This window comes from Photobacterium panuliri (genome assembly GCF_059920555.1).
Map to the genome: position 1 here is coordinate 213,716 of NZ_CP197192.1, position 21,939 is coordinate 235,654.

Genomic DNA, 21,939 nt, shown 5'->3' on the forward strand with positions numbered 1-21,939 from the left:
GCTTTAAAATATGTGGTTTTACAATTTTTTATCCCAACTGCATAATGCAGTCTTCCCAGTTCTAGAGCAATTAAGTATGGCCCTATTTTCGTCTCCCCCCGCCTCCCTCTGTGTCCTGCGCCTCTCTGCCATCGGCGATGCAAGCAATGCCAGCGCCATGGTACAAGCTATCCAGAGGCAATGGCCTGAGACCAAAATAACCTGGATCATGGGCAAGGCCGAGGCCCAGCTCCTGGGCGACCTGCCGGGGATCAGAGTGATCCCGTTCGACAAGAAACTCGGCTGGAAAGGCTATACCCAGCTCTGGCGCCAGCTCAAAGGCGAGCGCTTCGACGCCCTGCTGCACATGCAGACGGCGCTTCGTGCCAGCATTGCCAGTATCGGGATCAAAGCCCGCCACCGCCTCGGTTTCGATGCGGCCCGCAGCAGCGACCTGCAACATTTGTTCATCAACCACCCCGTCCCGTCACCATCGTCCCCTCATGTCCTAGACGGTTTCATGGCCTTTGCCAAGGAGCTCGGCATCACGGAAATGACGCCACGCTGGGAGATCACCTTGACCGACGCGGACTTTAAGTGGGCCGAGCAGCATGTCGCACCGGACAAACCCGTACTGGTTATTGTTCCGGCTGCCAGCAAGGCCTTCAAGAACTGGACGGCGGAAGGATATGCCCGGGTGGCAGAGCACGCCCACCTGCGCGGCATGCAGATCATTCTGGCAGGCAGCCCGGCAAAGGTCGAAACCGATTTGGCCGCACAGGTTATAGCCCAATGCCAAGCCCCGCTAAACAACCTGGTCGGCAAGAGCAGCCTCAAACAAATGCAGGCGTTGCTCAGCCATGCGGATCTGGTGATCGCGCCAGACACCGGCCCGGCCCACATGGCGGTGGCCGTCGGCACACCGGTGATTGGCCTCTACGCCCACCACAACCCGCAGCGAACCGGCCCATACCGTTACTTGGACTATGTGGTCAGCGCCTACCGTGAGGCCATCGAAGCCGAGACCGGCAAGCCGCTGGAAGCACTATCCTGGCGCAGCCGGGTCAAGGCCGAAGACGCCATGACCCGGATCCAACCGGCCGCAGTCTGTGCCATGCTAGACAAGGCCCTGATTGATTTTACTATTTTCGAGGAGATCCAATGAGCACCGAGAAGCCAACGCTGGCCGTCGCCCTGATCGTCAAAAATGAAGCCGACAACCTCCAGCAATGCCTGGCATCGGTGGCCGGCTGGGTCGATGAAATCGTGGTGCTGGATTCCGGCAGTACCGACAACACCGAGGCGGTAGCCCGCCAATACACCGACAAGTTCTTCGTCAACGCCGACTGGCCCGGCTTCGGCCCCCAGCGCCGCCTGGCACAAAGCTATGTGGAATCTGACTATATCCTGTGGCTCGATGCCGACGAGCGCGTGACCCCCGAGCTACGCGCCAGCATCGAGCAGGTACTGGCAGCCCCGCAAGCCAATACCGTCTACAGCATTGCCCGCCTGAGCTGGGTATTCGGCCGCTATATCCGCCATTGCGGCTGGTACCCGGACCGCGTCAACCGCCTCTACCCGACCAAGCTGACCCAGTACAACGAAGATTTGGTACACGAAAAGGTCGAGCTCGGCGACGGGATCACGGTCAGCCCGCTGGAAGGTGACCTGCTCCATTTCACCTACAACGATCTCAACCATTATCTGGTCAAGTCGGCAGGCTATGCCAAGGCATGGGCCGACCAGCGGGAAAAGCGAGGCAAAAAAAGCAGCCTAGGCCAAGGATTGCTCCATGCCGTCGGCTGCTTCCTGAAAATGTACGTCTTGAAGGCGGGCTTCCTTGATGGCAAGCAGGGCTTGCTGCTATCGATCCTCTCTGCCCACTCGACCTTCGTGAAGTATGCGGACCTGTGGATCAGGACCAATACCGACCCGCGAACGCCGTAGCCTCGGCAATCACCTCGTCGATATCGATAAGCCCCATGTCCGTCTCGCTGTCCTTGCCGCGAGGCGGGCAGAATGCCAAATGGCGGCCCTCTGTATTGAGGGTCTTCCAGCGCAGCGGGGTGGCCGAGCGCTTGCTCGGGAAGAAACCGACCGTCGGCACATCCAATGCAGCGGCAATATGCAGCGGCCCGGTCGAGCCGGCCATGAACAGGTCGGCACAGGCCAGCGAGCGGGTAAAATCCTGCAGCCCGTCGTTCTTGTCGTAAACAACCGCACTGACCTCACCGGCTACCTTCTGATACAGCGATGCGGCCATCGCCTCCTCGCCAGGCCCGGCTGTCAGCACGAACTGGCACGGCTGTGACCGGCCGAGCCCCTTGATAAGCGACGCGTACTGGTCCAGCGACAGGTTATTGGCCGAGCCGCCGGTACCGGCATGGACAAAGCACCAGCACCGCTCGGTATCCAACCCCGTCTCCGCAACCAGCTTCGCGCGCTGTGCATCAAGCTCGGCGGCACCGAAGCTCAGGTATGGCCCGTGCGGCTCTTGAATCGCGATCCCATTGTCCGTCAGGAAAAAGCGGATCAAATCCAAGTTGTATTCAAATTCCGGCTTGGCCGACTGCGACCGACGCTGCTTGAGACGGCGGTTGAACAACAGCTGGGCGAGCTTGGTCGCCGGCGCCAGACGATACGGGATCTTCGCCCGCCACAGTAGCTTGGCATTATAGCCATTGGAGAACAGGCAAATTGCAGCATCGAACTGCTCGGCACGCAGCGCGGCGCGGAACGCAGCCGCTTCTTCCTTGCTGGCCTTGGCGGTCGGATCGACCATCACCTCGTCAATCCACGGGCACAGCCGGGCAATCGGGGCGGTATAGCCGGGAACCAGTGCTGTCACCCTAGCCGCCGGCAACGACTGTTTGAGCATGGCAAAACTCGGCCACGCCAGCATAAAATCGCCAATTTTATCGTTGCGAACGACAAGGATCTTTTTCATAGCAACTTGTTCCAACTAAAATTTACTCGGCGGGATCATACAAGATAACCAGCCATCCCCATAGTGATTGGGGGGAAAGAATAGAGACTGCGACGGCTTTTTTGATAGCATATCGCCATCACGTTTTAGAGGATCGCCCTGTGAGCCAGAATAAAAATACCCGCGTCATCTACCCCGGTACCTTCGACCCGATCACCAACGGGCATCTGGATCTGATTGAGCGCGCCGCGGCCATGTTCGACCATGTTGTGGTGGGGATCGCCTTCAACCCAAGCAAGAAGCCCCTGTTCGACCTTCAGGAGCGGGTCGAGCTGGCGACCCAGATCACCCGCCACCTCGACAATGTCGAGATAGTCGGCTTCTCGGGCCTATTGGTGGATTTCGCCAAGGAATATCAGGCCAATGTCCTGGTTCGCGGGCTGCGCGCAGTATCGGACTTCGAATACGAGTTCCAGCTGGCCAACATGAACCGCCGCCTGATGCCCGAACTGGAAACGGTGTTCCTGACCCCGGCCGAGGAGAACTCGTTCATCTCGTCGACCATCGTCAAGGAAGTCGCCCTGCACAAGGGCGATGTCAGCCAGTTTGTCGATCCGATTATCTCAGAGGCCCTGAAAGCCAAGCTAGACCAGCGCTAGCGCCATGTCGCGCCCAAGGTGGCACATTGTCACCTTGGGCCGCCTATTCGCCGTACAGCGTGACTAGCAGCGATAGAAATAGGAGCCGCGATACCCGCCGACAAACATATCGATGCCATCACCGCTGGCAGTGACTGCAAAATACCGTCGTGCGCTGGCCGATCTTGGCTTCGCTGAGCGCAGTGTCGCAACGCGGGCAGGGCTGACCGGCCTTACCGTACACTTGCAGCTCTTGGGCAAAATAGCCCGGCTTGCCGTCGGCGTTCTTGAAGTCCTTGAGGGTCGTGCCCCCTTGCTCGATGGCAAAGGCCAATACCGTTTTAATTTCATCGACCAGCAAAGCTAATCGCTGATAGGAAACTTTGCCAGCCTCGCGCTTGGGGTGGATCCCCGCGGCAAACAAGGATTCATTGGCGTAAATATTGCCAACCCCGACCACCACCTGATTATCCATGATGAACTGCTTAATCGCTGTCCGGCGTCCCTTGGCCCGTCCCTGTAGATAATCCACCGTAAAGCCGTCACCCAGCGGCTCAGGCCCGAGTTTGCCCAATACAGGATGCTCCCCCTCCCCAGACTGCCACAACCAAGCCCCGAACCGGCGCGGATCGTTGTAGCGCAACATTTCTCCGCTCGACAGACAGAGATCCACATGATCATGCTTCTCCGGTGGCGTATCAGCAGGCAAAATCCGCAAGCTCCCGGACATTCCGAGGTGGACGATGGCATAACCGGCATCCGTCTCCAGCATCAGGTACTTCGCCCGTCGGCTCACCCGCCGGATGACCTGCCCCTTGATTTGATCAATTTCCTCCGGGATCGGCCAGCGCAATTTCGGATTGCGCACCACGATATCGGTAACGGTCTGGCCAGTCACATGGGGGGAAATCCCCATCCGGCTAACTTCTACTTCCGGCAATTCAGGCATGGTATTCCTCTGTTATCGGCCAACTTAGGACAACGGCGTGGCCGCAGGGAAAAGATACCCCTCTTCGACGCTGAGAGCCAGCCAGCTGCCCTGCCCGTTGTTTATCAGCCAGAATTGGGGCAGTTGGTAGACCGTCAGCCGCAACGGCTCAATCTGGCCCACCAGCCACACTTCGACACTGCGCGGCGCACCCAGCCCCGGCTTCAGGGCCGCGATCATCTCCTCGTCGACAGCGGTACCCGCCAGTCGCAGCCACCGGGCTGCCAGCTCAGCGGCCGGAACAGGCAGCGAAGCATCCGCCGCCCAGCCCCCTGCCGTATCGCGCACCAACGCAACGTCAGGCAGGTTCAACCGCTCTAACATCGCATCGGCCGGCAGCAGATGCTGAAGGGTTTGCTCCTCAGGGGCCATCACCGGCTGGAAATAATGCTTGAACCACGTCGGCAGCTGCAGCACGGCAATAAAAATAATAACGGCAAAAATCAGGACATTGTTCCAGCCCCGGCGGGACAGTCGCATAACGGCTCCTTGGTAGCCAACGCTAAGATAACTAAAAGTAAACTATAACCGCGAACGGCGGCGGAATACAGGAGGCGGGATCGAGGGGAATGGCTGCCGATTGCCGGCAAGATGGCAATGGCGATGAGCGGTAGAGCAGGGGAAGGCAAATTTCAGGCATAAAAAAACCCAGTTAAAAACTGGGCTTTTTCAAAAAAGCAGCAATCAATTACTTGATTTTAGCTTCTTTGTACATAACGTGCTGGCGAACTACTGGATCAAATTTCTTGATCTCGAATTTGCCTGGCATGTTACGCTTGTTTTTGTCGGTAGTGTAGAAGTGGCCTGTACCAGCTGATGATACTAGACGGATCTTCTCACGAATGCCTTTAGCCATTGTTCAATCCTCTTAAACGTTTTCGCCGCGAGCACGCATATCAGCAAGAACGGCATCAATACCTTTCTTATCAATGATACGCATACCTTTCGCAGTAAGGCGCAGTTTAACGAAGCGTTTTTCGCTTTCTACCCAGAAACGATGAGTTTGCAGGTTAGGCAGAAAACGACGCTTGGTGGCATTACGTGCGTGTGAACGGTTGTTACCCGTTACAGGACGCTTACCAGTTACTTGGCATACACGGGACATTACTGTCTTCTCCAAATCGTTTCAGCTCGATATCAACCGTGGTCTCGTTTAATGAAAATCTTCTCTTTCATTAACCACAGCTATCAAAGGTCGCGCATTATACTAAGTCAAAACCAGTTGCTCAAGTCCCGAGCAGATCCTTTCGCATCATTTTGAACAAATATTGCCTATTTTATAGCCAACCTCGTTCCGCAAAAGAAGTAATTTCGCCGTCTCCAACAACAAAGTGATCCAGAATACGGATATCCACCAACGCTAATGCATCGCATAAGCGGCGGGTTAACCGACGATCTGCCTGACTTGGCTCTGCTACGCCCGATGGGTGATTATGCGCTAAAATCAACGCTGCTGCATTAAGTTCTAGCGATCTTTTTACCACTTCTCTCGGATAAACGCTCGCAGCGTCGATAGTTCCCTCAAATAATACCTCCCCGGAAAGCACCCGATGCTGGTTGTCGAGGAACAAAACATAGAATGCCTCACGCTGGCGATCACGCAATATATGACTTAGGTAACGACGGGTATGATCAGGGCTGGTCAGCGCATCCCCCTGCTTGAGCGTCTCCTCCAGGTGGCGCTGGTTCATCTCCAGTACCGCCTGCAACTGGGCATACTTGGCGGGCCCCAGCCCCTTGTGCTGGCAGAACGCCTTCTGGTCGGCCGACAACAACGCCCGCAGTGAGCCAAACCGCCCCAGCAGATCGTCGGCCAGCTCGATGGCATTACAGCCGCTGATCCCGGTGCGCAGGAAAATCGCCAGCAATTCAGCGTCGCTCAGTGCCGACGGCCCCCTTGCCAGTAACTTCTCGCGAGGTCGTGACTGCGCTGGTAGTTGTTTTAATGACATACTCTCCTCCTCTCCCCAGCAGAGCCCGCCACTTGCATACCGGCAAGGAATAGAAGCGTTTTTCTCGACGCAGGTAGTGTTTTTGCCAACCCGCCAATGAAACGCCAACAAAAAACTGCCCGTTACCTGTGCTACAGAGCCTGTCCTCGAGGGAATTTGATCATCCGCAAAAAAATATGCTTTTTTTGCGGGCGGGCAAAATTTGGTGGTAATGTGTGCGCATTGTTTAGGCAACCAGATATTACAGGCAACAACATGCAAACCTTGGCTGGAAAAAAAATACTTCTCGGGATCAGCGGCGGCATTGCCGCCTATAAATGTGCCGAGCTCACCCGCCGTCTTATCGAGCGGGGCGCGCAGGTCCAGATCGTCATGACCAAGGCCGCCAAGGAGTTCATCACCCCGCTAACCATGCAGGCCGTATCGGGTCGACCAGTCTCCGACAGCCTGCTGGATCCTGGCGCCGAGGCATCGATGGGCCATATCGAACTGGCCAAGTGGGCCGATCTTGTCTTATTGGCCCCGGCTACCGCCGACCTTATCGCCCGGATGGCGGCGGGCATGGGCAACGATCTGCTATCGACCCTGTGTCTGGCTACCGACTCGCCGATCGCGGTCGCCCCGGCGATGAACCAGCAGATGTACCGCCATGTCGCTACCCAAGAAAACATTGCCACCCTCGCCCGCCGTGGCTGCCAGATCTGGGGACCGGCCAGCGGCGAACAGGCCTGTGGCGATGTCGGCCCCGGCCGCATGCTTGAGCCGATGCAACTTGTCGGGTTGGTAGAAGAGCACTTCCGCCCAGCCGATTGGGACGGCCTGCGCGTCACGGTGACAGCCGGCCCTACCCGCGAGGCCATCGACCCGGTTCGTTACCTGACCAACCAGAGCTCCGGCAAAATGGGCTATGCCATTGCCGAGGCTGCAGCCAAGCGCGGTGCCGACGTCACCTTGATCAGCGGCCCGACCAACTTGCCGACACCAGTAGGGGTCACGCGCGTCGATATCGACAGCGCCAACCAGATGCACGATGCCGCCCTTGCGCATGCCGTCCAGAGCGATATTTTCATCGGCTGCGCCGCCGTGGCTGATTTCCGCCCGGCCGATATCGCCGCCCACAAGCTCAAGAAGCAAGATGGCGAGGACGAGATGGTACTGCGCCTGGTGAAGAACCCCGATATTATCGCCGCCGTCGCCGGTCTTACCGAACAACGCCCGTTTACCGTGGGGTTCGCAGCCGAAACCCAGAACGTCGAGCACTATGCCCGCGACAAGCTGGACCGCAAGGGGCTTGATCTGATCTGTGCCAATGATGTGTCGCAGCAAGATATCGGCTTCAACAGTGACAGCAATGCCCTTCACCTTTACTGGGCCGATGGCGACAAGGCACTGCCGCTGTGCAGCAAGGCTGAGCTTGGCCAACAGCTGATGGCCGAAGTGGTCGCCCGTTACCGCGGCTAGCGTACCGGCATTCCCACCAACCTCAGAACAATTCCTATGCCCAGTGTAAAGCTGGGCATCTTTTTGCCGATAAAGCGATCAGTATCGGTCTGAGGTGCTTTTCTCCGTCCGGCTCCGCCGCTAAGATATGCGGGCTTTACGCTGTCCGCTGACAGTCTCATTTTGAAAAGGAACGGTTATTCATGGCTGGCAACAAGAAAAACAACCGCCGCGAAGAAATATTGCAAGCACTGGCACACATGCTGGAATCAGCCCAAGGCAGCCAGCGTATTACCACTGCCAAGCTGGCTGCTCAGGTCGGTGTCTCCGAAGCCGCCCTCTATCGCCACTTCCCGAGCAAGGCAAGAATGTTTGAGGGGCTCATCGAGTTCATCGAAGATACGATTACCACGCGGATCAACCGCATTCTGGACGACGAGAAAGATACCCTAAACCGCCTGCGGATGGTGATGCAGCTCATTCTGGGCTTTGCCGAGCGCAACCCGGGCCTGAGCCGTATCATGACCGGCCACGCCCTGATGTTTGAACAAGACCGCCTCCAGGCCCGGATCAACCAGCTGTTCGAGCGTATCGAAACCCAACTGCGCCAAATCCTGCGCGAACGCAAGCTGCGTGAAGGCAAGGGGTTCCCGGTCGACGAGTCTATCCTCGCCGCCCAGCTCCTAGGCCAGGTAGAAGGCAGCCTCAACCGCTTCGTCCGCTCCAACTTCAAATACAAGCCAACGGCCAGCTTCGACGACTACTGGCGCCTGCTCAGTGCCGAACTGGGGTAATCGCCCCGTACGCCAAGCAGCGCCAAAAACAAAAGCGGAAGTCAACGACTCCCGCTTTGTTGTCTAAGCCCTTGGACTTCCCTTCGCCCGATTACGTACGAACGGTCTTACACCCCGTACTGGGCGCGGTAGGCTTTCACCGCCTCTAGGTGCTCGGCCATGCCCTCCTGCTCCTCGAGGTAGCTCACCACATCCCCCAAGCAAACAATGGAAATCACCGCGCAGCCGAAGTCTCGCTCCACTTCCTGAATCGCAGATAGCTCGCCCTTGCCCTTTTCCTGACGGTCAATCGCCACCAGCACACCGGCCAGATCCGCGCCGTTGGCCTGGATAATCTCCATCGACTCGCGAATCGCCGTGCCGGCAGTGATCACGTCATCCACCAGCATGATACGGCCTTCCAGCGGGCTGCCGACCAAGTTGCCGCCCTCGCCATGATCCTTGGCTTCCTTGCGGTTGAAACAATAAGGCGTATCGACATCGTGCTGGTCCGCCAACGCCACTGCCGTGGTGGTCGCGATCGGAATCCCCTTGTAGGCAGGGCCGAACAGCACATCGAACTCTATCTTGGCATCCACCAAAGCCTCAGCGTAAAAACGGCCCAGACGTGCCAGATCACGCCCCGTATTAAACAGCCCCGCATTGAAGAAGTACGGGCTCTTGCGGCCAGATTTCAGGGTAAACTCACCAAACTTCAGTACGCCCTTTTCCAAGGCAAATTCGATGAACTGACGCTGATATGCTTTCATGGTTTCTCCTTATTCGATTGCATAGTGTTACGTAATTAACGGTGAGGCTGCCTACACCGCGGTTAGGCCCGGGTGCAGGCCAAAAAAAAGCGGCTCCAACAGGAACCGCTTTCAAAAATCAATTTTCCAACGCTCGCTTCTGAACGCTGATGATGTCGTCAATGCCGCTCTTGGCCAATGCCAGCATCGCCAACAGCTCTTCGTGGCTGAAGGCCTCGCCTTCTGCCGTACCTTGGATTTCAATCATCTTGCCATCCTCGGTCATCACCACATTCATATCGGTTTCTGCCGCCGAGTCCTCGAGGTACTCCAGATCGCAAATCGGCTCGCCGTTGTAGATCCCGACAGACACAGCCGCCACCATGCCTTTGAGCGGGCTTTTCTTGATCAGCCCTTTGTCCAGCATGTAGTTGATAGCATCAACCAGCGCAACCATCGCACCGGTGATTGACGCGGTACGGGTACCACCATCGGCTTGGATGACATCACAGTCGACAGTGATCATCTGCTCGCCCAGTACTTCCAAATCAACCGCTGCACGCAGGCTGCGGGCGATCAGGCGCTGGATTTCCATCGTTCGACCACCCTGCTTGCCGCTTGCCGCCTCACGGCGGTTACGCGAATGGGTTGCGCGCGGCAGCATGCCGTACTCGGCAGTCACCCAGCCTTGGCCCTTGCCTTTAAGCCAACGCGGAACACTTTCCTCGACGCTGGCGGTACAGATCACTTTGGTATTGCCAAACTCAACCAATACCGACCCTTCGGCATGGGCAGTAAACTGACGGGTAATGGTGATTGGGCGCACCTGGTTGGCACTTCTTCCGCTTGGACGCATCGGGTTTTCTCCGGCTGGCTGACATTAACCGGCGATTATAGCTACAACCGCTGGCCAGTGCACGAGAAAAGCGAGCCCCTGCAACATAGGGTTACAGAGTGCTGCCGTTAGTGGCAGGCTCGGCCTGAATATCTACAGCCTCAAGCTCAATCTCTGCTGGAGCCTGAGCAGTACCGGTGCTATCACAACGGTAGACATTGCCCATCATGGTCACCGAGCTCATAAAGCCGAACGGCTCGTAAAGGTAGAGCGTGTCGCCACCCTGTGCCGCCGTCTTGATCCGCATCTGATTGACTGCGCCCCACACCATATCCTTGTCGGCATGCAGCCAGTAATCATAAAAATGGCCTTCCGACCCGATCACTGTACCCAGATGCTCGCAGCCGCGCAGCGCATCACTGTCATTCCACAGCACCTTGACCTGGCGTGACTCAGCCGTCGGGAATGTCACACACCCGGACAGTGCAACCAGCACCCCGGCCAAAACAACAGAACGTGTAATTTTCATCAACTATTTGGTTAAAAAAAACAAAAGGTGGCGGAGTGTAACGGCAAAAAACACAAAACGCACTCGATATTCCACCGCTACGGCCAATTTATCATCACAGCCCCCGCCAACCGAGGATGTGACGCAATGCCGATAATCATCGACCGGATAGCCAAGCTATTAAATTCGCACTGAAACACCCTTATAGAGAGTGCTATAATCAGGCCACCATGAAGCCTGCGCCCCTTGGTGAGCACAACGCTGGCAGCCCCCGGGCCGACAGCAAAACAGCAGGATTCTTACCTTTAGCAAAGAGGCCAACCGCCAATGATCCACAGTATGACCGCCTATGCCCGTCGCGAAGTAAAAGCCGACTGGGGAACAGCCGTTTGGGAAATCCGCTCCGTCAACCAACGCTACCTAGAAACCTACCTCCGCCTGCCGGAGCAGTTCCGCAGCCTTGAGCCGGTTCTGCGCGAGCGCTTCCGCAAGCGCCTAGCACGCGGCAAGGTGGAATGTGGCCTGCGCTTTGAGATCAACCCAGCCGCCAATACCGAGCTGACCATCAACGAAGAACTAGCCAAGCAGGTGATCAAAGCGGCCAAATGGGTGAAGGATGCCGCTGGCGAAGGCAGCATCGGTCCTTTCCAGGTACTGAACTGGCCTGGCGTGATGGAAGCTCCCGAGCAGGATCTCGACGCCATCAATCAGGATCTGCTGGCGGGCTTTGAACTGGCGGTCGATGACTTCCTTGCCGCCCGCGCCAGCGAAGGCGACAACATGAAGGTCTTGATTGAACAGCGCCTTGACGCCATCTCGGCGGAAGCCGCCAAGGTACGCAGCATGATGCCGGAAGTGATGAACTGGCAGCGCGAGCGCATCCTTACCCGCCTAGAAGAAGCCAAGGTCGAGCTGGATGCCAACCGCGTCGAGCAGGAACTGATCATGCTGGCACAAAAAAGTGACGTGGCCGAGGAACTCGACCGCCTAGACTCACACGTCAAGGAAACCCAGAAAATCATGAAGAAAGGCGGTGCCTGTGGCCGACGCCTCGACTTCATGATGCAGGAATTCAACCGCGAGTCGAACACCCTGGCCTCTAAGTCGATCAACACCGAAATCACAAGCGCGGCTGTCGAGCTCAAAGTGCTTATCGAACAGATGCGCGAGCAGATCCAGAACATCGAGTAAACGCCGCTTAGGCTGCTACTTGTCTATTCCAAAATGCCCTGCTAGCAGGGCGTTTTTTTGCTTGTCAGTAATGGGATCCTAACCATATAGAAGCAGATCCCTAGGCGTTGCAGATCCAAGGGCTATCATGAATAATGAGAGTCCTTAATAAAAAAACGACATTTTAAATACGTGTGATTTGATGAATATTTTAATGGCCCTATCCCAGCTCGAAGTGACTGGTGCGGAAGTCTACGCAACGACCGTCGGCGACGAGCTGACCCAGCGTGGACACAATGTGTTTTACGTGTCCGACACGCTAACCAAGCCTCACCAAGGGCCATTTTTCAAACTGCGGTTCAACAAACGCAACGTACCCCGCCGTTTCTGGCACGTCGCCTACCTGATCTACCTAATCAAAAAGCACAACATCCAGCTGGTCCATGCCCATTCTCGCGCCTCGAGCTGGAGCTGCCATATCGCCTGCAAGCTGACCAACACCCCGATGGTGACCACGGTCCACGGCCGCCAGCCCGTCCATGCCTCGCGCAAGAAATTCCATGCTATGGGCGACAAGGCCCTGCCGGTCTGCGAAGCCATCCGCGACCAGCTCCACCGCGATCTGGACGTGCCGCTCGATACCATGGCCGTCAGCCGCAACGGCATTGAAACCGGCACCTTCCAGTGGCAGGCGGCCCCGGCCAACCGCAAGCCGGTCATTACCATTATCGGCCGCCTGTCCGGCCCCAAGGGCGATGTCTGCCACAAGCTGCTCAGCGAATGCCTCGATGCGGAAAAATACGATATCCGCGTCGTGTCTGGCTCCGAGCTCACCGACACCTTCGCGCCGTTTACCGATACCGTCACCTTTGCCGGCTATACCAATGACGTCCAGTCCGTCATGGCCGGTTCCGATCTGGTGATCGGGGCAGGACGGGTCGCGATGGAAGCGCTGCTCTGCGGCCGCCCGACCCTGGCTATCGGTGAGGCGCGCTGTATCGGCATCGTCGGCCCGGACAACCTGGCCGATGCCATGGCCACCAACTTCGGCGATATCGGGCCGAAGAACCTCGATATCGATTTCACCACCATCCCGGCACTGGTCGAGCAAGGCCTCAGCCAGCCTCACTGCGACCAAGCGGTGGCGCAAGCCATCAAGGCCAACTACGACCTTGCCGCCATCGTCGACCAGCTCGAAGACAACTACCAGAGCGTCTACGTCGAGAAACTGCAGCGCGAAGTCCCGGTGATCATGTACCACCGCTTCATCAAGGATGACAGCGAGAAGGGGGTACACGGCACCTACATGCATGTCGACATGCTCGACAAGCACTTTGCCCTGCTCAAAAAGATGGGCTTCGAGACCCTGACCTTCCGGGATCTGGCCGACAAGGGCCTCATCCACCGGCTCGAGTACGGCAAGCGCTACATCATCATCACCGTCGACGACGGCTACCGCGACAACCACGAACTGCTGCTGCCGCTGCTGCAGAAATACGGCTTCAAGGCCGTGGTGTACGTGGTCACCGGGGAAACCTTCAACAAGTGGGATGTCGAGGTAGAGAGCAACCCGGAGAAACCCGTCGTCCTGATGTCACGCGACGAGGTCAAGGCGCTGCACGACTCGGGCAGTATCGAGATCGGTGGCCATACCCTGACCCACCCGCGCCTGAGCCAGCTTGGCCGGGACGAGCAGCAAACCGAGATCTCGCAGAACAAGGCCGAGCTGGAAGCCCTGCTGGGCGAGCCGCTGTGCTCCTTCGCCTACCCGTACGGCGACCACAACCAGGACTCCAAGGACTTGGCGGCAGAGCTGGGTTACCAGTTTGCCGTCGCGACCAACAGCGGCCCGCTGGCACTGCACCAGGACCGCTACCAGATCCGCCGGATCGCCATATTCCCGAAAACCGATGTCTTCGGCCTGTGGCGCAAGGTACGCGGTAATTACACCTTCAGAAAAGCGAAGAAGAAGTAGGCCAGATGCAGCGAACGAAAAATATCACGACCCCATTGTCGCTACTGAGTATCGCCTTGGTCCCGGCCCTGCTGCTGACCACGGACAACTGGAGCGTGGCGGTCATTGCGCTGATGGTACTGGTTTCGGTCACCTATCTCGTCAAGCACAGAAAAGCCATCCGGCTGACCCGTTTCGACGCGCTGGTGATGGCCTGTCTGTCCACCTACTTCCTGGTCAATATCCCGATCACGGTCCTCGACGGCACCACCCTGCGCTATTTCGACGGGGGGCTGAGGCTGCTGCTGTGTATCCCGATCTACCTGATGTTCTCGCGGGTCCTCAAAGGACAGGATATTGCGCCCTATCTCTCAGCGGGGCTCATGGCCGGCAGCCTCGGCGCACTGTGCCTCGCCGTTTACCAGTATTTCGTCCTCGGCATGCCACGGGTGGACGGTTTTCTCTACAGCATCAACTTCGGCTACCTTGCCGCCGCCCTGACCGCCCTTGCAGCCTGCCTGCTCCCCTTTACCCGCTGGAAGAAAACACTGGCAGCCGCAGCCTGCTGCGCCGCGGCTGCCACCTTGCTGACCTTTACCCGCGGCGCGATTTTCGCCCTGCCGCTCCTGCTGTTCTTCGGTATTCTGATCTACTGGCAACGCACCAACTGGAAGCTACTGGTTATCGCGGCGCTGGCGGTGGTATTCACCTCGCTGGCGGCCTACCAGCTCTCGCCGAGCTTCAAAGAGCGGATGAATTTTACCTTGGTCGAATTTACCGATATCGCCACTGGCAAGGTTGCCGAGGCCACCTCGAGCGGTACCCGGCTCCTGCTGTGGCGGGCAGCCACTGACGCCTTCGAGCAGAGCCCGCTGATCGGCCTGCCGTACCATGACCGCGAGGCCCTGAACCACCAACTCTATGCCGAAGGCAAGGTCAACGCCTATATCCGCGATCTCAACCGTGGCCATGCCCACAGCCAGTACTTTGAAATGCTCGCCAGTACCGGCAGCCTGAGCTTCCTCGCTATCTTGATGATGCTGATCGTGCCCGCCGTGATTTTCCTGCGCCACTACCGATCGCACCGCAGCCAGTGGGGGTTCACCGCCACCGTATTCATTGCCGGATTCATGATTTACGGCCTGACCGAGGCCCTGCTGCAAGCCAACACCATCAGTGCCTTCTACGGCTTCATGCTGGCGGTGTTCTTTGCGCAGGTCAGCATCGAAAAGTACAATATAGACAATAGCATCGAGCAACCGAGCCACACTCAATGAAGATTCTGATTATCGGCCCGTCATGGGTCGGTGACATGGTGATGTCACAAAGCCTCTACACCACACTGAAGCAACAGCATCCCGAGGCCACCATCGACGTACTGGCCCCGGCTTGGTGCAAACCGATCCTCGAGCGCATGCCGGAAATCAACCAGGCACTGGAAATGCCAATCGGTCACGGCATGTTCAACCTGAGCGGCCGATGGAAGCTTGGCCGCAGCCTGGCCGGCAACGGCTACACCCATGCATTCGTACTGCCAAACTCGGCCAAATCGGCCCTGATCCCGCTGTTTGCCGGGGTCGCGTCCCGCACCGGATGGAAAGGCGAAATGCGTTACGGCCTACTCAATGACCTGCGCCCTGACCGCAAGGTATTCCAGTACATGGTCGAACGCTACGTCGCCCTCGCCTATCCCAAGGACAGCATGTTGCAGCAGGTCAAACTGGCCAACTGCCCGCGCCCGGCACTGAGCGTCGACCCGCAGGCACAACAGCAGGCACTGGCACGCCATAGCCTCTCAACCGACCGGCCGGCTATCGGCCTGTGCCCGGGGGCAGAGTTCGGCCCGGCCAAGCGCTGGCCGGAAAGGCACTATGCCGAGATTGCCCTGCGCCTAATCGAAAAAGGCCAGCAGATCTGGCTATTCGGCTCGGCCAAAGACCGCGAAGTTACCGAGGCTATCCGCAACACGCTCCCAGCGGAACTGCAGGCCCACTGTCACAACCTTGCCGGGGAAACGACCCTGATCGAGGCGGTTGACCTGTTGGCGGCCTGCCACACCGTGGTCAGCAACGACTCCGGCCTGATGCATGTCTCCGCCGCCGTTGGCTGCAATATCGTGGCAATTTATGGCTCTAGCTCACCAAAATACACCCCGCCGCTTGCTGATAGCGTGGAAATGGTTCACACAGATATCGAGTGCCGCCCGTGCTTCAAGCGCGAGTGCCCTCTGCAACACCTAGACTGTCTCAACAAGCTACCACCCTCAACGGTTCTGCAAGCCGTAGAAAAATTTATCGGATGAATGCATGCAACACCTATGGTTTGAACGCGGTGCCTATGCATCGAAACAGGCACGACGCTATATTGCCAACGATTTCTCCCCCGAGAAAATCCAAAAAATCGCGGTCTTTCGCCACGCGGCGCTGGGCGATCAGGTTATTGTCCGCCCGTTCCTGATCGAGGCGCGCAAGTTTTTCCCAAATGCCAAGATCACCTTGGTCGGGGTCTCGAACTACCAGTACGGGACGCCGTCGGATCTGGCCGACGAGACCCTGTTCATGCAGGGCAAGCACCGCAAGAACGAGCTGACCCTCAAAGAGCGTATCGCCGACTTCACCCAGCTTGAGGAGCAGGACATCATCTTCGATCTGGCCGGCACCAACCGCTCGTACTGGATGACCCTGTTCAGCAAGGCCAAGCTCAAGTTCGGTTTCCCCTACAAGCCGTACCTGTGCGGGACGCTGTACAATATCGCGGTATTCCGCTCCGACTACCAGCCGGAGCTGGAATGCATGCTCGACATGCTCAAGATGCTGGGCCACAACCCGCGGCGCCCGCTGGACTTCGGCTACCCTAGCCATCTCGACCTGTTTGACCAGCAGCAGTCAATGCCGAAGGTGCTTTACTTCAACGGTGCCTCGACCCAGTCGAAAATCCTGAGCAAGGAGCAAATGAAGGCGTTCATCGAGCAGGCCATCGTGCGCTTCCCCGACTACCACCATGTTTACCTAGAAGGCAAAAACACTTTTGAGAAGGGCGAGTTCCTGAGCGATCTGGAAACCAACGACAACTTCTCGATCCAACCCTGCCTGCCGCTAGAACAACTGGTGGAGCTCGTCGCCGAGGCCCGTCTGGTCGTCGCGCCGGATACCGGCGTGCGCAACGTTGCGATTTCGACCCACACCCCGACCGTCGGTATTTTTTACTCCACCGTGCCGTTCCGCTACACCCCGCTGGATGGCAACCACCAGATCGTGATGAATGCCGACGGCACCGTGCCTAGCAGCGAGCAAATCATCGCTGGCATGGAGGCGGCACTGGAGCCCCAAGCCGCATATTGCTAAACCAGACAATGGGAGAGCCGTCAGGTTCTCCCGTTTGTTTTCAGGCACACCCAAAGCAAGCTGGCTTATCACCCCGGTCAATTTCAACCATACACAACAGAAGGGAATACCGTGCTCATTCGCAGGCTTTACACTTTCGTCCTCGGCCTCGCCTCGCCATTCCTGATGTGGGGACTCTACAAGAAACGCGACGGCAAACCCGCTGTCGGTCGTCGCTGGAAAGAGCATTTCGGCCAGACACCACCGCTGGCTGCGGCCAAGGCCCCAATCTGGATCCATGCCGTATCCGTCGGGGAGACCATTGCCGTGACCCCGTTCGTCCGCGCCCTCAAGCAGCAGTACCCGGACCAGTCGATTGTCATTACCACCACCACGCCGACAGGGGCCGAGCAAGCAGCCAAGCTCTGCGACATAGCCGAGCACCGCTACATGCCTTTCGACTTCCCCTTTGCCGTCAAGGGATTTCTGGATAGCGTCCGCCCCAGCCAGCTGCTGATCATGGAAACCGAGTTGTGGCCCAACACCCTGCATACCGTGGCCAAAGCCGGCATCCAGATCACGGTGATCAACGCCCGCCTCTCCGAGCGCTCCTGCCAACGCTATGCCAAATTCCAGAGGGTCTTTGACCTGCTGGCAGGCAACCTCACCCGGGTGCTTTGCCAGTACCCCGACGATGCCGCGCGCTTTGTCCGGCTCGGGCTTTCTCCCGACAAGGTAGCGGTCACCGGATCGATCAAGTTCGATATCAGCCCCTCACCGGACGTCATCGAACAGGGCCTGCAACTGCGGCAGACATTGGGGCCGCAACGCCCGGTTTGGATCGCTGCCAGCACCCACCCCGGCGAAGACGAGCAGCTGCTCGAGGCCCATGCGCAGCTCCTGGCAACGAAACCGGATGCCCTGCTGATCCTCGTCCCCCGTCATCCCGAGCGGTTCAACGACGTATTCGCCCTTTGCCAAGCACGGTTTGCCTGCGAGCGCCGGACTGAATCCCGTGGGACTCTGGCACCAGAAACCCAGGTCTACCTCGCCGATACCATGGGCGAGATGCTCCAGCTGATCGGCGCGGCGGATCTCTGCTTCATGGGCGGAAGCCTCATCGGGGACAAGGTCGGCGGGCACAACGTCCTAGAGCCTGCGGCGCTGGGCACGCCGATCCTGACCGGCCCGAGCTACTACAACTTCGCCGACATCACCGAATCGCTGGCCGCAACCGGCGGGCTGGCCGTGGTAACAACCCCCGCAGAGATCGCCCACCGGCTGTGCCAGCTGTGGGACAGCCCAGAACAGATGTCCCGGCAGCACGACAGCCTTCTGGCCTTCGTCGAGGCCAACCGCGGAGCCAACCAGCGCACCTTGGACAGCATCATGCCCCCCCGCTGAAGCCTCGCCCAAAACGAAAAAAGGACGCACAATGCGTCCTTTTTTGTTCCTACCGCCTATCGGCCACGGTATGACTGGCTATCAACCTATTACTTGCAGTCTGCCAAGGCCGGGCGTAGCAGCTCCAAATAAGCCTGCTCGGTGGCAATACGGTGGGCGATCAGGCGCTCACTGCGGTCGGCAATCTCGTCGATCGCGGCATTGACCGTCGCCATGAAATCCTCGGTCGAGCAGTCAAGGTTGACCATATCGGCCAAGAAGCCCTTCACTGTGCTCGCACGCGGGTCATGGGCAATCATGATGCCCGGCGTACCCATCGAAGCACACATACCGATACCGTGTACCCGGTAGCCGACAATCAGATCATACTCGGCGAAGATATCGCGGTAGTCCTTGGCATCGAACGAATAACGCAGGGTGTGGCCCGGGAAGTCTTTCTTGAAATCAGACAGTTCATCGATGTAGTGGGCGATGAACTCAAATTCGTACTCGGGCGACAACTGCTCGATCATCGCCTTGTAATTACGCATCATGAACTGGTAAGTATCGTCAGACACGTTGTTACAGGCCACAGCACTGCTCGTACCGTACAAAATACCGATCTTCTTAACCTTAGTCACCTTGCGGTAGGTCGGGCTGGAGAACAGCGCCGGACACGGCAGGTGGTGGGCACCTAGTGACTGCAGCCCCGCATGGCAGACCTCGTCACGACAGGTGATCAGCTTGGCCTTCTCGAACACCGGCATTTCCGCCGCAGAGAAGTGCTCCGGCGAGAAAGAGAACGGGCCGCTAGTACCTAGACCTAGGAACACGGACGGCAGCTGGTAAGTATTGATCGACTCATACAGCTTGTTCATCCGGCGTCCGCGCCACTCAGGCGAACCGGCGAATACCACCATGTCGGCGTAATCCATTTCCGGACGGTCTTTTACCGAGTTATCCAAGAACTTTTCAACAAAATCTTTACCAACGAGGTTATCAATGGCCTTAATCAGGTCGAATTTTCTGGCTCTACGTGTTTGAGGGTTACGGTTATAAATAATTGGATTGTGCTTACCAATTACCTTTTCCATTAGGTACTGTGTCCCCATCAGGATAAATTCATCACCTGGGTTCCACTGTCTGGTAGTCGAGTACACGACGTTTTTCATTCAATTACCTTTCTAAATAACGGTCAAAGAGTAAAGTCAAAGCTATTAATATCTTCGTCAGAGATGATAACTTTGGATTTTGCTGAATTCGGGTGCCAGTTAGCAAAATTATCCTTATCGTCCCGATAGATCGCAATTTGGTTTTTGCCAAGCCCTGTAGCGATATGGACAATGGCAGTATCGACGCTAATCACCAACTCGGCCAACTCAACGGCGGCAATCGCGTCGTAAATCGACCCGCTCTGGTCGAAATGCACCACCCGCTCGGAATACTCCACTGGCAGGGCGGCAATCGCCTCTCGGCTATCCGGTGCCGACAGTATCACTACTGCCAGCTCGTCGTCATCCGCCTGCAAGGTACGGATGATCTGATTTATCTTCTCGGCATTCAATTTTCGCTCGTTGCCACTGCCATAAGGGTTCAGCAGCGCATAGCGTTCAATGCCTCGCTGGCGAAGAAAGGCCGATACCTTCTCCAGCGATGCCTGATGCAGCGGCACCATGTACGGTTCACAAGGCCCCTCAATACCCATCATGCTGGCCAGATGGTCAAACTTGTCGGCGAAGTGCACATCGCGGATCGCCTGCTGGATGTTGACGTTGACCAACTTGACCGCCGGGTCCAAGCCGACATTCAACTGCGACTTGAGCTGGCGCAGCAGGTAAATGTCCTTCATCTTCATATCTTGATTGAGCGACACCACCATATCAACCGGCCCTACGGCCTCGGCCACCTCGCGGATTTCACGATAGCTCGGGCGCTTACTAAGGTGCACCACTTGGTCAACACCGAAGTCGTCCTTGAACAGCGAAGCCATGCCAGCCGATGTCAGCACCGAAATTTTGACTTCGGGGCGGTATTTACGCAGCTTGCGGATCAAGCCTGACGACACAATCGCGTCACCGAGCTTGGCATCGTTGCGGACAAACAAGATACTGCGGGCCTGCCCCATCTCCATCGATACCGGTCGATTGGTATCAAACAGCATGATGCCCAGCTGGCGGCGCACCGTGTCCCTCCAACGCTGAATTCGACTAACTATCGCTTTCATAACCTGCAACTCTTGTTATCCCAAATACGCAAACATTGTAAAATCAGCCACAAAGCCAGATTAGCGCACAATATGACGTCCACACAGACGTTGGCATATCGCGGCAAGGGTCACAGTTTAACCTGAAGCCGTTCCAATCCTCTACGTTCGCCGCCCTTTTATCCTGCAAAACCGGCACATTTTGGCAAATCCTGACAAATCTCCGGATGCCAAACCTCCGGTACCGACGACGACGAGTAAGCAACCAGCGAAAACCAGCCTTTTAGAAGGGCTTGGGTATATACTTATCCAAGTAGCATCTGAGGGCGGCGATCCCGCGTATAACATGTGAAGCCGAAGATCAAAAAGATCAATTATCCAGCAATCAGCCAATTTCAATTGCCCGCAGTTCGTGATAATCTGCGCGCCCTTCTATCACTGAGTGAAAATAGGCAATGAGCAAAGGTACTCTATACATCGTGTCGGCACCAAGCGGCGCAGGCAAATCCAGTCTGATCAACGCCCTACTGGAAACTAACCCGACCTATGACATGAAAGTATCCGTGTCCCACACCACTCGCGGCATGCGCCCAGGCGAAGAACACGGTGTTCATTACAATTTCGTTCGCGTAGAAGAATTTCTTGAGCTTGTAGAACAAGGGTCATTCCTTGAGCATGCGGAAGTCTTCGGCAACTACTACGGCACCTCGCGCCTGTGGATTGAGCAGCAGCTGGACAAGGGAATCGACGTATTCCTGGATATCGACTGGCAAGGAGCGCGTCAAATCCGCAAGCAGATGCCAGCGGCCAAAAGCCTGTTCATCCTACCGCCATCGAAAGAAGAGCTTGAGCGCCGTCTCAATGCCCGCGGCCAGGACAGCGACACCGTAATTGCCCGTCGCATGCAAGAAGCCCGCTCGGAAATCTCCCATTACAACGAGTACGACTACGTGATCGTCAACGATGATTTCGACGTTGCCCTGATGGATTTAAAAGCCATTATCCGCGCCGAACGATTGAAGCAAGACAAGCAAGCTGCTAAATATAACAGCATGCTCACTGCCCTACTGGCAGAGTAGCCCGTATTTTTGTACAATTTTCCATCTTTCTTTATTTGT

The 21,939-nt window shown here is 57.1% G+C and carries 23 protein-coding genes; 12 read left to right on the forward strand and 11 right to left on the reverse strand.

What is annotated here, in order from left to right:
- The first annotated feature begins 76 nt into the window (after positions 1 to 76).
- Both ACSF8X_RS01100 and ACSF8X_RS01105 read left to right on the forward strand, forming a co-directional pair.
- Complete coding sequence (locus tag ACSF8X_RS01100; RefSeq protein ID WP_047877785.1) at positions 77 to 1,144, forward strand: glycosyltransferase family 9 protein; 1,068 nt, start codon at positions 77 to 79, stop codon at positions 1,142 to 1,144.
- Positions 1,141 to 1,926, forward strand: a complete 786-nt coding sequence (locus tag ACSF8X_RS01105) for a glycosyltransferase family 2 protein (protein ID WP_047877784.1) — start codon at positions 1,141 to 1,143, stop codon at positions 1,924 to 1,926. The genes ACSF8X_RS01100 and ACSF8X_RS01105 overlap by 4 nt, the downstream gene beginning before the upstream one ends.
- Here ACSF8X_RS01105 and ACSF8X_RS01110 read toward each other — a convergent pair.
- On the reverse strand, positions 1,895 to 2,926 hold the full coding sequence (locus ACSF8X_RS01110) for a glycosyltransferase family 9 protein (RefSeq protein WP_500850509.1): 1,032 nt from the start codon (positions 2,924 to 2,926) through the stop codon (positions 1,895 to 1,897). The two genes, ACSF8X_RS01105 and ACSF8X_RS01110, sit on opposite strands and share 32 nt — an antisense overlap.
- A 140-nt stretch (positions 2,927 to 3,066) precedes the next feature.
- On the opposite strand from ACSF8X_RS01110, the gene coaD reads away from it, so the two are divergent.
- On the forward strand, positions 3,067 to 3,564 hold the full coding sequence (gene coaD / locus ACSF8X_RS01115; protein ID WP_500850510.1) for a pantetheine-phosphate adenylyltransferase: 498 nt from the start codon (positions 3,067 to 3,069) through the stop codon (positions 3,562 to 3,564).
- Positions 3,565 to 3,682: 118 nt separating this feature from the next.
- Here coaD and mutM read toward each other — a convergent pair whose 3' ends face one another.
- The 5 genes from mutM to radC all read right to left on the reverse strand — a co-directional run bounded on the left by mutM (position 3,683) and on the right by radC (position 6,483).
- Positions 3,683 to 4,492 carry a bifunctional DNA-formamidopyrimidine glycosylase/DNA-(apurinic or apyrimidinic site) lyase gene (gene mutM / locus ACSF8X_RS01120; RefSeq protein ID WP_047877781.1) on the reverse strand — a complete coding sequence of 270 codons (810 nt, stop codon included), beginning with the start codon at positions 4,490 to 4,492 and terminating at the stop codon, positions 3,683 to 3,685.
- 24 nt (positions 4,493 to 4,516) lie between these two features.
- Entirely contained in the window at positions 4,517 to 5,011 is a 495-nt protein-coding gene (locus tag ACSF8X_RS01125; protein WP_500850511.1) for a hypothetical protein, read from the reverse strand.
- A 208-nt stretch (positions 5,012 to 5,219) separates the two neighbouring features.
- The gene (gene rpmG / locus ACSF8X_RS01130; RefSeq protein WP_002535344.1) at positions 5,220 to 5,387 is read right to left on the reverse strand and encodes a 50S ribosomal protein L33; all 168 of its coding nucleotides are present in this window, start codon (positions 5,385 to 5,387) and stop codon (positions 5,220 to 5,222) included.
- A gap of 12 nt (positions 5,388 to 5,399) precedes the next feature.
- Positions 5,400 to 5,636, reverse strand: a complete 237-nt coding sequence (gene rpmB, locus ACSF8X_RS01135) for a 50S ribosomal protein L28 (RefSeq protein WP_047877779.1) — start codon at positions 5,634 to 5,636, stop codon at positions 5,400 to 5,402.
- A gap of 172 nt (positions 5,637 to 5,808) precedes the next feature.
- Entirely contained in the window at positions 5,809 to 6,483 is a 675-nt protein-coding gene (gene radC, locus ACSF8X_RS01140) for a RadC family protein (RefSeq protein WP_047877778.1), read from the reverse strand.
- Between the two features lie 255 nt (positions 6,484 to 6,738).
- Here radC and coaBC point away from each other — a divergent pair, with 255 nt between their 5' ends.
- Positions 6,739 to 7,944: a bifunctional phosphopantothenoylcysteine decarboxylase/phosphopantothenate--cysteine ligase CoaBC gene (coaBC, locus tag ACSF8X_RS01145; protein WP_500851122.1), complete on the forward strand. Its 1,206-nt coding sequence runs from the start codon at positions 6,739 to 6,741 to the stop codon at positions 7,942 to 7,944.
- 182 nt (positions 7,945 to 8,126) lie between these two features.
- On the forward strand, positions 8,127 to 8,717 hold the full coding sequence (gene slmA / locus ACSF8X_RS01150) for a nucleoid occlusion factor SlmA (RefSeq protein WP_047877776.1): 591 nt from the start codon (positions 8,127 to 8,129) through the stop codon (positions 8,715 to 8,717).
- 107 nt (positions 8,718 to 8,824) lie between these two features.
- On the opposite strand, the gene pyrE is transcribed toward slmA, so the two are convergent.
- From pyrE to ACSF8X_RS01165, 3 genes are all read right to left on the reverse strand, one after another.
- The gene (gene pyrE / locus ACSF8X_RS01155) at positions 8,825 to 9,466 is read right to left on the reverse strand and encodes an orotate phosphoribosyltransferase (RefSeq protein ID WP_047877775.1); all 642 of its coding nucleotides are present in this window, start codon (positions 9,464 to 9,466) and stop codon (positions 8,825 to 8,827) included.
- A gap of 118 nt (positions 9,467 to 9,584) precedes the next feature.
- Positions 9,585 to 10,301: a ribonuclease PH gene (gene rph, locus ACSF8X_RS01160; RefSeq protein ID WP_500850512.1), complete on the reverse strand. Its 717-nt coding sequence runs from the start codon at positions 10,299 to 10,301 to the stop codon at positions 9,585 to 9,587.
- 91 nt (positions 10,302 to 10,392) lie between these two features.
- Entirely contained in the window at positions 10,393 to 10,809 is a 417-nt protein-coding gene (locus ACSF8X_RS01165; RefSeq protein WP_047877773.1) for a DUF4156 domain-containing protein, read from the reverse strand.
- Between the two features lie 306 nt (positions 10,810 to 11,115).
- On the opposite strand from ACSF8X_RS01165, the gene ACSF8X_RS01170 reads away from it, so the two are divergent.
- The 6 genes from ACSF8X_RS01170 to waaA all read left to right on the forward strand — a co-directional run bounded on the left by ACSF8X_RS01170 (position 11,116) and on the right by waaA (position 18,639).
- Positions 11,116 to 11,979, forward strand: a complete 864-nt coding sequence (locus ACSF8X_RS01170) for a YicC/YloC family endoribonuclease (protein ID WP_047877772.1) — start codon at positions 11,116 to 11,118, stop codon at positions 11,977 to 11,979.
- 181 nt (positions 11,980 to 12,160) lie between these two features.
- Positions 12,161 to 13,933, forward strand: coding sequence for a bifunctional glycosyltransferase family 4 protein/polysaccharide deacetylase (locus tag ACSF8X_RS01175; RefSeq protein WP_500850513.1), 1,773 nt, complete (start codon positions 12,161 to 12,163; stop codon positions 13,931 to 13,933).
- Between the two features lie 5 nt (positions 13,934 to 13,938).
- A complete protein-coding gene (locus ACSF8X_RS01180; protein WP_500850514.1) occupies positions 13,939 to 15,189 on the forward strand; it encodes an O-antigen ligase family protein in 1,251 nt (416 codons plus the stop codon).
- A complete protein-coding gene (gene waaF, locus ACSF8X_RS01185) occupies positions 15,186 to 16,214 on the forward strand; it encodes a lipopolysaccharide heptosyltransferase II (RefSeq protein WP_500850515.1) in 1,029 nt (342 codons plus the stop codon). The genes ACSF8X_RS01180 and waaF overlap by 4 nt, the downstream gene beginning before the upstream one ends.
- A gap of 4 nt (positions 16,215 to 16,218) precedes the next feature.
- Complete coding sequence (locus ACSF8X_RS01190; RefSeq protein WP_500850516.1) at positions 16,219 to 17,256, forward strand: glycosyltransferase family 9 protein; 1,038 nt, start codon at positions 16,219 to 16,221, stop codon at positions 17,254 to 17,256.
- 111 nt (positions 17,257 to 17,367) lie between these two features.
- On the forward strand, positions 17,368 to 18,639 hold the full coding sequence (gene waaA, locus ACSF8X_RS01195) for a lipid IV(A) 3-deoxy-D-manno-octulosonic acid transferase (RefSeq protein WP_500850517.1): 1,272 nt from the start codon (positions 17,368 to 17,370) through the stop codon (positions 18,637 to 18,639).
- An 89-nt stretch (positions 18,640 to 18,728) separates the two neighbouring features.
- Here waaA and ACSF8X_RS01200 read toward each other — a convergent pair whose 3' ends face one another.
- Both ACSF8X_RS01200 and ACSF8X_RS01205 read right to left on the reverse strand, forming a co-directional pair.
- The gene (locus tag ACSF8X_RS01200; protein ID WP_500850518.1) at positions 18,729 to 19,790 is read right to left on the reverse strand and encodes a polysaccharide pyruvyl transferase family protein; all 1,062 of its coding nucleotides are present in this window, start codon (positions 19,788 to 19,790) and stop codon (positions 18,729 to 18,731) included.
- A 23-nt stretch (positions 19,791 to 19,813) separates the two neighbouring features.
- On the reverse strand, positions 19,814 to 20,842 hold the full coding sequence (locus tag ACSF8X_RS01205; protein ID WP_500850519.1) for a glycosyltransferase family 9 protein: 1,029 nt from the start codon (positions 20,840 to 20,842) through the stop codon (positions 19,814 to 19,816).
- A gap of 434 nt (positions 20,843 to 21,276) precedes the next feature.
- On the opposite strand from ACSF8X_RS01205, the gene gmk reads away from it, so the two are divergent.
- Positions 21,277 to 21,900 (forward strand): guanylate kinase, encoded by a 624-nt coding sequence (gmk, locus tag ACSF8X_RS01210; RefSeq protein ID WP_047877764.1) that lies wholly within the window; start codon positions 21,277 to 21,279, stop codon positions 21,898 to 21,900.
- The last annotated feature ends 39 nt before the right edge of the window (positions 21,901 to 21,939 follow it).